The sequence below is a fragment of the Bacillus sp. UNCCL81 genome, from assembly GCF_900112535.1.
Taxonomy (GTDB): Bacteria; Bacillota; Bacilli; order Bacillales; family Bacillaceae_G; genus Gottfriedia; species Gottfriedia luciferensis_B.
The window spans coordinates 250367-263571 of record NZ_FOMF01000005.1 but is presented as its reverse complement, the minus strand read 5'-3'; the positions used below and the strand labels follow the sequence as shown (position 1 = coordinate 263571).

General features: G+C 36.1%; 7 protein-coding genes. 4 read left to right on the top strand and 3 right to left on the bottom strand.

The features are described 5' to 3' along the window. Window positions 1-7: 7 nt before the first annotated feature. Genes BM319_RS13125 through BM319_RS13115 form a run of 3 tightly spaced genes read right to left on the bottom strand, consistent with a single transcriptional unit; the run spans window position 8 to window position 3320 of the window. A complete protein-coding gene (locus BM319_RS13125; RefSeq protein ID WP_091023066.1) occupies window positions 8-1495 on the bottom strand; it encodes a sodium:solute symporter family protein in 1488 nt (495 codons plus the stop codon). Continuing rightward, window positions 1492-1695 carry a DUF3311 domain-containing protein gene (locus tag BM319_RS13120; RefSeq protein ID WP_286143759.1) on the bottom strand — a complete coding sequence of 68 codons (204 nt, stop codon included), beginning with the start codon at window positions 1693-1695 and terminating at the stop codon, window positions 1492-1494. Before BM319_RS13120 ends, BM319_RS13125 begins: the two co-directional genes overlap by 4 nt. Next, the gene (locus tag BM319_RS13115) at window positions 1692-3320 is read right to left on the bottom strand and encodes an amidohydrolase (protein WP_091023064.1); all 1629 of its coding nucleotides are present in this window, start codon (window positions 3318-3320) and stop codon (window positions 1692-1694) included. The genes BM319_RS13120 and BM319_RS13115 overlap by 4 nt, the downstream gene beginning before the upstream one ends. A 168-nt stretch (window positions 3321-3488) precedes the next feature. On the opposite strand from BM319_RS13115, the gene BM319_RS13110 reads away from it, so the two are divergent. The 4 genes from BM319_RS13110 (at window position 3489) to BM319_RS13095 (ending at window position 13152) form a co-directional block, all read left to right on the top strand. Beyond that, window positions 3489-5075 (top strand): PucR family transcriptional regulator, encoded by a 1587-nt coding sequence (locus tag BM319_RS13110; RefSeq protein WP_091023061.1) that lies wholly within the window; start codon window positions 3489-3491, stop codon window positions 5073-5075. Window positions 5076-5272: 197 nt separating this feature from the next. After that, a complete protein-coding gene (locus BM319_RS13105) occupies window positions 5273-6628 on the top strand; it encodes an aspartate aminotransferase family protein (RefSeq protein ID WP_091023059.1) in 1356 nt (451 codons plus the stop codon). A 76-nt stretch (window positions 6629-6704) separates the two neighbouring features. Further along, window positions 6705-8219 carry a CoA-acylating methylmalonate-semialdehyde dehydrogenase gene (locus BM319_RS13100; RefSeq protein ID WP_091023057.1) on the top strand — a complete coding sequence of 505 codons (1515 nt, stop codon included), beginning with the start codon at window positions 6705-6707 and terminating at the stop codon, window positions 8217-8219. Window positions 8220-8730: 511 nt separating this feature from the next. Then, window positions 8731-13152 carry a pullulanase X25 domain-containing protein gene (locus tag BM319_RS13095; RefSeq protein ID WP_091023055.1) on the top strand — a complete coding sequence of 1474 codons (4422 nt, stop codon included), beginning with the start codon at window positions 8731-8733 and terminating at the stop codon, window positions 13150-13152. Window positions 13153-13205: the final 53 nt, after the last annotated feature.

Below are 13205 nucleotides of genomic sequence, written 5' to 3'. Positions count from 1 at the left end.
CCTTTAATTATTGGGCAATTTCTTCTGCTCCTTGCTCAGCTTTTTCTCTTTCAACCAATGTGTTAGTTACTAAACTTACGCCAACACTGATGATAATATTAATGCCAATTGCTACAAATCCAATGTTAATATCATTAATTGAACTTGGAATATTAGGGAAAATATTGACTAATTTAAATGAAGTTATTGCATTAAATAATACGATAGAAACCCCTGTAATAATACCTGCAATCGCACCGTACTTATTCATTAGTTTTGTGTTAAAGAAACCAAAGATCAGAGCGGGCACTAATTGAGTAATTAAACCATATGACATAATGTTTAAAACAGCCAGCGCTTCTCCGCCCGTAATAGTAAATACATACGCTACTAAAATAATAAATAAAACAAATAATTTAGATACATTCAGTTGCTGACGATCACTTGAGTTCGGCTTAATTAATTTGTAAAATCCCGTCATTAACCCTACTGCTCCTGACATAACCATTACAGATACAGGAACTAATGCAGTTAAAAGTCCTGCCCCACCAACAATTCCTACAAACCAAGGATCAAATGTTTTCATTGTAAGACGTAAAAGAGAAAGATCACCTTCAGGGTCTTGTAATCCTGGCACTTGAATGATTGCGGCAAATCCAATAAAGAAGGCAAATAAAATTAAGATTGTGTACAAAGGCAATGTGATCGCATTTTTCTTTAATGCACGTTCACTTTTAGCTGCTAATACGACACTAAAAGATTGTGGTAAAAGGTAAAAACCAAACGCATTTAGAACAATCGTCGAAATAAACCAAGTCATACTATACCCTTCAGATGCGAATGTTAAAGCTTCTGGCTTAGCTGTTTGGACAGCTTCAAATAATGGTCGAATACCACCAAAATAATGATAAGGAATATAGATCCCTAAGAATACAATGACAAATAAGATTAAAATATCTTTTAATACCGCATTCCAAGCAGATCCATGGATACCTGAGTTAATAACATAAATAGTAACAATAACTGCACCGATTGTAGAAGCAATTAATGGCGAAATCACACCATAAGAAGCTTCGGATACGATAATCCCTAATCCTTTTAACTGGATTACGATGTACGGTACAAGTGCGATTAAACCGATGAAAGCGACAACCATACCTAAAGCCTTACTATTATAGGTTTTCATAAAGTATTGGGGCTGTGAAATAACATCATTCTTCTTTGCGAAACGCCAAATTTTTGGGATAATCCAATAGGAAAGTACATATGCCAAGCAAATATATGCCGGCACATAATAAGCTGCCGCACCATTTGAATAGGCCCATCCGCTGCCACCTAAAAAAGTAAAAGTCGTATAAACTTCACCAGCAATTAATAAGAATACGAATATTGTACCGAATCCTTTATTCCCTACCGCAAACTCATTTACATTCATTTCTTTCCCACGACTTGCACGAATCCCTAAATATAACGCAATGGCCCCAATAAAAAAGATAATCAGTAAGGCAACATTCATTCAAATTCACTTCCTTTATTGGTAGGATCTAATATATAAACGATCAACAGAACGATAGACGATAAAATCATCCATAATACAATCCAAAATAATAAGAATGGCACTCCTAAAATAAAAGGCTCTATACGATTAGCTAAAGGCAGAAGGACACACATCCCTATGAAGGGAATAATCAGTAATAATTTAAAATAATTTCTCACTTACTACTCACACTCCATTCCTCAAATTGATTTGCATACACTATTTCACCATTTAAGATTGTTGAATCTACTTTTACTTCGAGTAAATCTTCCACGTGACAATCTAATATGGAAGTATTTAAAATTACTAAATCAGCCAATTTTCCTGGTTCTATGCTTCCTTTCGAATCTTCATCAAAGCTTGCAAATGCTCCGTTATACGTATACATTCGAATCGCATCCATTAGGGATACTTTTTGTTGTTGTCCAAAAGCTGTGTTTTGTCGCGTTAAACGAGTAACAGCTGTGTATATGCCAACTAATGGATTAACTGTCGTGATTGGAGCGTCTGAACCAGCCGCTGTAATGATGCCTTGGTTCAATAAATCACTTGCCGCGTACATATAATTGATTCTTTCACCATAGTTACGAATATAACTTTCTCCGAATTCATAAGGGAATGAAGGGTTGAGTATAGGAATGACATTTAGTGCTTTGGCTTTTTCTTGCAAGTCTGGTGGACAGACGCCTAAATGTTCAACACGATGACGATGATCATCACGTGGAAATTCATTTAAGACTTTTTCTATGACACTCAAATATTGCTCAATCGCCCGGTCACCTTGAGCATGTACTGTTATTTGATAGCCATTTCGATGTGCTGGGGAAAAGATAGAATAAAGTTCTTCTTCTGTATACTGTAAATAACCGTAATTATTTCCATCGCTTGTGTATGGTTCACGAGTAGCAATTGTCGGGCCTGTACTACTGCCATCAGTGAAAAGTTTAGCTGGTCCAATTTTGAAAAAGTCATTTCCTGTATTAGTCATTACCCCAGCCGCTAACATATTTTTAGTAAAATTCTCGCAATCGTTCAAACTGCCGATTAATGCATAAACTCGAGCTTTTAATTGCTTATTATTTGAAGCAATTTGCATAATTCTAAAGCTATTTTCGTCGAATCCACCAGCATCATGAACACTTGTAATACCATAAGCAAATAATTGTTCCTGCGCTTTCATTAGCGCATTATATAATTCTTCATTACTATAAGTCACATTTTGATTAAATTCTAAAAAGGCATTTTCAATGAGGCGACCAGTAAACTTGCCGTTATTATCTTTTTCAATTGTTCCGCCTTTTGGATTAGGAGTGGTTGAATCAATGTTGGCGACCTTTAAGGCAGTTGAATTAACAATTCCAATATGCCCACAAGTGCGGGTAATGACAATTGGGTGTTCCTGTGTAAGATCATCAAGTTCTCCAATTGTAGGATATCGTTGTTCCTTTACCATTAACTCATTAAATCCAAATACGCGTATTATTTGTCCATTTTTAGTATTTTGAACGATGTCAGCTAATTTATCTTTTAGCTCTTCAATCGAATTAATTGTGGGATTTTTACAGTCGAGGTGCATTAATGTATTACCGTATAAAAAAAGATGCATATGAGCATCAATAAAACCTGGTAATACAGATCTTCCATGCAAATCAATGACTTCCGTTGAGGTAGTTATATATTTTTTTATTTCTTCTGTTGTTCCTACAGCTGCAATTTTATTCCCCTTGATTAGACATGCTTCAAAGACTTCATTTTTACTATTTACTGTAATCACTTCACCATTTAATAAAGCCGTCTTTTTCATTCACGCACCCTCTTTATCTAAATTTTATGAATATACAAAAAATATAACATAGCTTTTTAATTGCTCGATATAAACATAATGTAAAAAAGTTCCCTTTGTCGTTTTACATTATGTTATATTTTCTGTATAAAGCATTGATAAACCTTTTTCTAAAGAGGAGGCTATATATTGTCTTATTCACTTAGAGTTCAAGATTTATTTGATAAAAAACATTTCAAAAAGGCTAAAATTCTAGCTGGTCATAACGGGGTTTTGAATGCTATTAAGTGGGTTCATATACTGGAGTCGAAAGAGATTGGTACCTTCATTAAAGGTAATGAATTAGTATTAACTACTGGCATACAACTAACTAACGAAAAGACGCTTTTCGAATTTGTAGAACAACTGATTAGTAAAGAAGCAGCCGGATTATGTATTGAATTTGGTGAACATATACAAACAGTACCGGATAATGTCATCGAGTTGGCCAATTTGTATAATCTCCCAATTATCGTGTTTAAAGAAATCATCCCATTTATAGAGATCACACAAGAAATACATAGTATGTTAATTAATCAACAATATGAAATGATTAAACGGTTGGAAAACTATTCGCAAGAAATTAATAAATTAACTTTGAAAATAACCCACTACGAGCATATATTAATGAGGCTTTATAAATATTTAAACATTAACGTTGCATTTATCATTAACGGTCAGCAACCTTCCTTTATACCAAATGAAAAACAGCATATGTATATGAACTTACGAGACAAATACGAAAAGAAAAACGAAAGAAAACATTTTGCAAAATGTGAAGTAAATATACTAGAGGAAAGCTATGGTGAGGTATGTATTTTCACCGAAAACCGTACAATAAATGAATTCGAGTTATTAGTATTAGACAGAACTGTAACCGCTTTATCTCAATATTTGTTACGCAGTCTATACATAGAGGAGAAACAAAATATTTACTCCCGCGTATTATTAGAATCTTGGTTAAATGGATCATTTGAAGATTCCGTCATTACCTCCTTCTTACAAGAACAAAGCTTTCATAATTTAGTAGATTGTTCTTATTTCGTCTTAATCGATCACATAAAGAATTCAAAAAAAGAATACGATTTAAATTATTATAAATTATACTCCCGTAATGTTTTTGAAAATAAGGGCTTCGTTATATTTTTATTGGAGGAAAAACAAAGACTGATTTATATCATTGCAGATATTTACGGATACGATACAAAAAAGCGTATTTTAGACTGCATTGAAAAAATCAAGAACTTCAGAAAGAATAATAATTATATAGACCTAACTGTCACTTCTGCTGTTGGGCAGATTGTAAATGATTATAAATTAGTGCACCAAAGTTTCGAAACTGCACAGGATACATTATTAATCCGCCAAAACGCTCTTCAACTTTCTTATTTTTATGAAGATCTCTACTTACATCAATTAATTCTTCAAATGCAAAAAAATAAAGCAATTATGGATTTAGCAAAGAACTATTTATATCCCCTCTATGAATATGATGCAAAAAATAATGGAAATTTAATAGAAACCTTACAAGTTTATTTGCAATGTAATTGTTTAAAAAATGAGACTGCTAAAAAGCTGTTTATTGTCCGTCAAACGTTATATCATCGCTTGTCCAAAATTGAAAGCTTAATAGGAACTGATTATATGCTTCCACCAAAACGACTCGCTGTTGAATTAATGTTGTTGGCAACTCAAGATAATTTCCAAATTACAGACTTAGAAAAACTTTCTTTGTAAAAAGATTTCAAATCCCCTTTCTTTCTCTCAAGTCAATTTAAGTTTGCTTGAATGAAAAGAAGGGGATTTTTTTACTTAACAAAGTGTCAATATGTGAAACAGTTTTTAGTTAACATTTTACATTCTGTCTGATGCTAATCGCATTAAAAAACTTCACAATAAAGACAGATAAACAGTTTACTAAAGGAGTGACTCAAATGGAAAACGTTCGTATTGCTGAAAATTTGGTTACAAAAGATGAGAAATATCTATGGCATGCAATGAAGCCTTATAACCCGCAAGCTACAACCATTATTCAAAAAGCAAAAGGAGCTTGGCTAACAGATATTGATGGTAATCGCTATTTAGATGCAATGTCTGGATTATGGTGTGTAAATGTTGGCTATGGAAGAGAAGAAATTGCAAAAGCAGCATATGACCAGCTTCTAGAGAACAACTATACACCATTATCGCTTAGTCATCCTTCTGCAATTTTACTTGCCGAAAAAATCAATGAATTACTAGGCGGAGATTATGTAGTCTTCTTCTCTAATAGCGGCTCAGAGGCAAATGAAACAGCATTTAAAATTGCCCGTCAATATTTTCAGCAAAAAGGACAAGGAAATCGATATAAGTTTGTTTCGCGCTACCGCGCATATCACGGGAACACTATGGGAGCACTCGCTGCAACAGGGCAAGCCGAGCGAAAATATAAATACGAACCTTTAGCACCTGGGTTTATTCATGTGAAAGCACCGGATCAGTATCGCTACAATGAGGATGGCTTTAAGAAAGCTAGCGAATTACCTTCCGTTAAAGCGGTAGACGAAATCATGACATGGGAACACTCTGAAACAATTGCGGCTATGATTTTAGAGCCAATTATTACAGGTGGTGGTATCATTATGCCTCCTGAAGATTACTTAAAAGGCGTCAGAGAAGTTTGCGATAAACATGGCGCACTATTAATTGTTGATGAAGTAATTTGTGGCTTTGGACGCACAGGAAAAGCCTTTGGTCATCAACATTACGGAGTGCAACCTGACATCATTACAATGGCAAAAGGACTTACGAGTGCATACATGCCCCTATCAGCAACTGCAGTAAAGAGAGAAATTTATGAAGAGTTTACTAAAAATGGAAACTATGACTATTTCCGCCATGTAAATACATTCGGGGGTTCACCAGCAGCATGCGCAGTTGCCCTAAAAAACCTAGAAATTATGGAACGTGAAAATTTATTTGAACAGTCTTCGAAAATGGGTGCGATTCTAATTGATGAATTAAAAGAGAACATTGCACACCACCCACACGTTGGCGATATTCGTGGAAAAGGCTTACTAATCGGAATCGAGTTAGTAGAAGATCACTATACAAAAAATCCTTTAAATATAGAGAAGGTCAATCAAGTAATTGCTAAATGCAAAGAACGAGGACTAATTATTGGTAAAAACGGTGTAACAGTAGCAGGATATAACAATGTATTAACGCTATCACCACCCTTAAACATTACAATGGATGAAAAAGATTTCATTCTATCTGTTTTAGCGCAAGCAATTACTGAAACTTTATAAAATCAATAGTAATCGAAGTGAACTCTAACCGTGCTTTATTGAAATGATAGCTGAACATTGAAGGGAGAACTAGAAGATGACAAACATTACTGAAGTAAAAGAACTTACACATTATATAGATGGAAAAATGATTGCTGGCAAAAGCGGTCGTTTCCAAGAAGTATTCAATCCTGCGACTGGAGAAGTTATTGCCAATGTTCCATTAGCTTCCGTAGAAGAAGTGAAATATGCAATTAAAAAAGCAGAAGCTGCCTTCCCTGCTTGGCGTGACCTTTCAGTTGCTAAACGAGCAGAAATTGTAATGGCATTTCGAAACTTGCTAATAGAAAATAAAGATAAAGTAATCGAATTAATTTGTACGGAAAGCGGAAAAACAGAAGAAGATGCATTGGGCGAAATTACTCGAGGTATTGAATCCGTAGATTTAGCAATTAATGCCCCCCACTTGATGAAAGGCGAATATTCAGTAAATGTTGGCGGACAAATTAATGCTTATTCTGCTAAATACCCTCTTGGAGTAGTTGCAGCAATCTCTCCATTCAACTTTCCAATTATGGTGCCACTAGCGCAAACTTGTATGGCAGTAGCAGTTGGAAATGCTGTCATTTTAAAAGCTTCTGAGCGTGTACCTATGACAGCTTTATATATCAGTGAGTTATGGACTAAAGCTGGTCTCCCAGATGGAATTTGGACAGTAATCAATGGAGATAAAGAAGCAGTAAACGAATTACTTGAAAACCCAGCAGTACAGGCAATTTCATTCGTTGGTTCTACACCTGTCGCACGTTATATTTATGAAACAAGCGCTAAGTATGGCAAACGAGTTGTTGCTTTAGGCGGTGGTAAAAATAATATGGTCGTCATGCCAGATGCCGACTTAGAACAAGTAGCCAATGCCTTCATTAGTGCTGGATATGGAGCTGCCTCCCAACGCTGTATGGCAATTTCAACATTAATGCCTGTAGGACAAGAAACAGCTGATCGTTTAGTAGAAATTTTAGAAGAAAAGATTAATAGATTAAAAGTCGGAGCCTACACTCAGGGTGCCGATTATGGACCAGTTATCTCGCAACAAGCGAAAGAGACTATCCTAAAAGCGATTGATCGCAGTGAACAAGAAGGCGCGAAAATAGTATGTGATGGCCGTAATAAAGACATTACTAAAAATAGCAAAGGCTTCTTCCTTGCCCCAACTTTACTAGACTATGTAAAACCAGGAATGGAAATTTATGATGAAGAAGTTTTCGGCCCTGTACGTAATATTGTACGTGTGGATTCATTAGAAGAAGCAATTAAATTAATCAACCAGCATGAATTAGGAAATGGCGTAACGATTTTTACAAACAATGGTTTAGCCGCTAGGAAATTTACGACTGAAATTGATGTTGGGATGGTCGGCGTAAATGTACCAATTCCAATTCCTGTGGGATACCATAACTTCGCCGGTTTTAAAGGCTCAAAATTTGGCGACGGACAAATGTTTGGTCCTGACCAAGCGCGCTTCTATACAAAGACGAAGATGATTTCGGAGCGTTGGTTGACTCCTAGTGAAAATAGTAGTTTATCGTTTGCGTTTCCAAGTAATAAGTAACTATCTAGTTTAATAGACACAAAAAGACGCGGTCCCAGTATTTTAATTGGGACCGTTCCTTTTGTGTTTGAGGTATGAATGCTCTCCTCTAAGCTTTTACAGTCATATCGTGTGCAAACAATTTCTCTACTCCACTCCAAACCGAAAACACGAAATAGGAAAAATGCTCCCCCACTCTACTACTTCTCTAATATCATCTATTTTGATTAGTTTGTTTACAAAATCACTATTCCATAAATCTACTATCGCTTCATTTACGATTATCTCCCTTTATACTTTAGTTCCCTTAAGCACATATGAACCTTATCTTGAATTGACATTAAGTGTGTTTAATTCAGAAAATTTGTATTATTTTGCTATTTTTGATTGATTTGTGTTAATAAACAGTTATAATTATTTTGAAAACAATTTGTGCAAACGCTTGCAATAAATAAGCATTACCTACATACATATTTTTATTGCATCTTTGTATAAACGTTTTCCTAATTAAAAAAGAGAAAGGGGTTTTTTCATGAGGAGAAAACAGAGAACATTTTTATCGCTCGTCACTATATTCGGATTAATTTTCCAGATGTTTCCGGGAATTTTTACAAATGCAGCAAAAGCAGCAGAAACAACAGCTAGACAAGTTGTACTTGTAGGAAGCATGCAAAAATTGTTAGGAAATTCTGGGGATTGGGACCCATCCTCGCAACAAACAGAAATGGTGTATAAAGGTAATGGTCTCTATACATTTACTGGTACTTTACCGGCTGGTGAATATGAGTACAAAATCGCCATTGGTGGAAACTGGTCAGAAAATTACGGTGAAGGCGGAAATCCTGGAGGCAACAACATTAAACTAATACTATCCGAACAAAAGGCTGTCACTTTCTACTATAATGACAACACTCATTCAATTACTGATAGCACTCATTACACCCCTATAGCAGAGGAAAAACAACCTCGTCTTGTTGGAACGATCCAACCTGCAATTAATGCAGGATCAGCTTGGAGCCCAGCAGAATCAACAGCCTTTTTAAAAGATGATAATTTCAAAAATATCTATTCCTTTACCACAAAAGTGCCAAGTGGTACATATGAATACAAGATTGTACTAGGAAAAGATTGGACCGAGTCCTACCCTACTTCCAATCTGAAGTTAACTGTACTCTCTGAATCTACTATTACATTTTTCTATAATAGTGAAACAAAAGAAGTTTATACAGATTATAAACCAGCAGGCTCTGATGGCCTGATTGACCAGAATACCCTCTCTCATGATTCATGGGACGAAGTATACAAAAAGCCATTCGGGGCTGTTCCAGAAAAGACACCTGTCACCTTACGGATATCGGCTAAGAAAGGAGATTTGACAGGTGCGAGCCTTTATGTAAAAAATTATAATTCTGGCACAACAAAGATCTTGGCTATGAAGAATGTAGGCTGGTCAAATACAAATGGCAAAGGTGACCTTGAGTATTGGGAAGCTACGTTTACGCCAACAGACAAAGGGGTTCATGGGTATAAGTTCATTGTCAGGGATCAAGATACAACAGCTGAATATGGAGAAGACACACAAGAAGGTCATACTGGAAAAGCAGTAGATAAAAATGCAAGCCTTTTCCAACTGACAGTATATGACCCTAGTTACCAAACGCCAGATTGGATGAAAGAAGCTGTAGTTTATCAAATCTTCCCCGATCGCTTTTTTAACGGAAACAAGACAAATGACAATGTAAAAGATAAAATTGGTGCTCGTGGTAATCAGCCAATCGAACATCCCGCTTCTTGGTCAAGCTTACCTGATAATCCTTATGAACAAGGAACTGGATCATATACTGGAGACGGAGAGTTTAGTAATGATTTTTATGGCGGAGACATCGCTGGAATCAAATCTAAACTTGATTACCTTCAATCACTAGGAGTTAACACACTCTATTTAAATCCGATTGCTCTTGCACCATCTAACCATAAATATGATGCAACAGATTACAAATTGGTTGACCCGATGTTCGGCTCAGAAAAAGAATTTAAGGATTTCACTAAAGAATTAGCAAAACGTAATATGCATTTAATTTTGGACGGTGTTTTTAATCACGTATCAGACGATTCCATCTACTTTGACCGCTATAACAAATACAATACCGTCGGTGCATATGAATATTGGTCTCGTATTTATGATTTGATGAATAATGAAAAATTGTCCGAGGCTACTGCCAAAGAGAAAGCGAAAAAGCAATTTATCTCCGAAGGCCAATCTTTTAGTCCGTACGGTTTTGAAAACTGGTTCCATATTGAAAATGTTAAAGTACCGAATGAAAAAGTCAACGGTGTTTCAAATGGAGAACATTACAAGTATGAAGGTTGGTGGGGCTATGACAGTCTCCCAGTATTTGAATCAAAAGAAGGTTCAAAGGTTGATCACCCTAGTGAACTTAACAACACTGCATTTGCTAACTATATAATGTATGATAAAGACTCTGTGAGCAAATCATGGATTGATCGAGGTTCTTCCGGTTGGCGTTTAGATGTAGCGAATGAAGTAGACAGCTCATTTTGGCAGGAATTTCGAAAAGAAATTAAATCCAAGACGATGACCGGTGCAGGACAAACTCTTCAAAAAGATGAAAAACCACTTATTTTGGGAGAAATTTGGGATGATGCTTCCAAATACTTCCTCGGAGATCAATATGACTCTGTAATGAATTATCGTTTCCGAGGTGCCATACTAGATTATTTAAAGAATGGTAATGCAGAAAATGCACAAAACTCACTCCTTGCAGTACAAGAGGATTATCCAAAGGAAGCTTTCTATGCTCTAATGAATTTAATGGGATCACATGATACCGCACGAGCTATATTCCTGTTAGGCAACGGGACAGATACTTATAACAGAGCTGAACAGGATCCGAACTATAACTACAATGAAGGTGTAAAACGATTAAAGCTAGCCTCTATCCTTCAAATGGGTTATCCTGGTGCACCGACCATTTATTATGGAGATGAAGCAGGGCAAACAGGTTCAAAAGATCCAGATGATCGCCGTACGTATCCATGGGGAAATGAAAACCAAGATTTGATTAAACATTATCAAACGATTGGTCAAATTCGTAGTAAAAATACCGATTTATTTAGTCATGGAGATCTTCACCATATTTATGCTAAAGACGATGTATTAGCTTACGTTCGTACTAAAGGAACAAAATCAGCTCTTATCATCATCAACAGAGGAAAAACTGCACAAACTGTTGAAGTTGACACTAAAAAAATGATTGCAAACGGAATTCGTCTAGAAGACCAACTAGATAAAAAATACGCTGCTACAGTGAAGGATGGCAAGCTGACATTGACCATACCTGCTGAATCAGGAAGAATGTTACTTTCTAGTAATGACGTGAAAAATCCACAATCAGTTAAAAATGTACTCGGTACTGTAGGCTCTAAACAAATTACTTTAAATTGGACAGGAACTGGCACAAAATTTAACGTTTATCAAACAACTGTTGCTGGCGGATTATGGACAAAAGTAAAAGAAACTAAAGACACTAATGTAACCATTTCAGATTTAAATAATGGTCGTAACTACTATTTTTCTGTAACTGCTGTAGATTCAAATGGGAATGAATCTGAACCTGCTGTCTCAGTTGGTCTCGTGCCTCATTACGATGTTAGCAAAGCTAGCGTGTCCAACATGACAGCCTTAGCTAATCAGGAGCTGAATTTAGCACTTGATTCAACTGTTAAAGCAACTTTTTACTTGCCAGGTGCAACAGAAACAGGTCCAGCTGAAGGAATTACCGCTGAGCTTCAAGTAAGAATGAAAGGCCAAACTGCTTGGGAATCATACAAAGCTCTATATAATGGTCAATCTCAGGAAAATCAAGCTAATGAGTTCCAAGGCAGCTTCACTCCATTAGAGGCTGGCATATATGAATACCGAATGGCCTTTACACCTGATTTAGGAAATACTTGGGTATACTCTGAAACAGGAGAAGTGAATTACACACGTAGCACTTTAGATACTACTCCCCCTGCTAGTAAGGTCACTTTGGAGACACCAATTCAAGAATCTGGCCAGGTTAACTTGAACTGGAAACTTACCCAGCCAGATCAGCCATATAAAACGGTCATTTACCGTGACGGTCATATCCTTACTTCAGTAAACGGGGATACTACTACCTTCCGTGATTATCAGGTCACAAACGGTACAACATATACCTACCAAATCCGCGTCTTTGATCAAGCAGGAAACTATGTGGATTCAAATAATGTAAATGTCACACCTGATATTGTCATGGTACAAGTCACATTTAAAGTACATGCACCAAGTGACACTCCATTGTCAGCACAAATGAATATACCAAACAGCTTAAATGGTTGGAATACAGGTGCATGGTCAATGAGCCGAAATGGCGCAGTTACACCGGATTGGGAATATACAGTTGAGCTTGAAGAAGGAACTGAAATTACCTATAAATATACGAGAGACAACACATGGGATCATGAAGGATTAGCAGACCATACACCATCTGACACATCAGATGATGATATCAGTTACTATGGTTACGGTGCGACTGGAACCGATATGAAAATAGTTGTTTCAAATCAAGGTGGCAACAAAATGACAGTCCAAGATACGATCTTACGCTGGATTGATAATCCACTTGTTGTAAGCCAAATTGATGTGAATGGTTCAACTCTAACTGTCAAAGGGAATGCTATTAAAGGAGCTAACCTCACAATCAATGGGGAAAAAGTAACTGTAAATAATGAGATGAATTTCACCCAATCTTTTAATCTAAAAGAAGGTCAGACACAAGTACCAGTTCACATTGAACCAACAGATACAACCAAAACCACAATTTTTAAAGGTGATGGTGGTTCGATTAATAAAAACACTAAAAACTATGTGATTGATGTTATTAATAAAACGATTAGTGAGTCCAAATAAATAGAAAGAAGAAGGTCTACCGATTTTGGTAGACCTTTTTTTGAATTATTTTT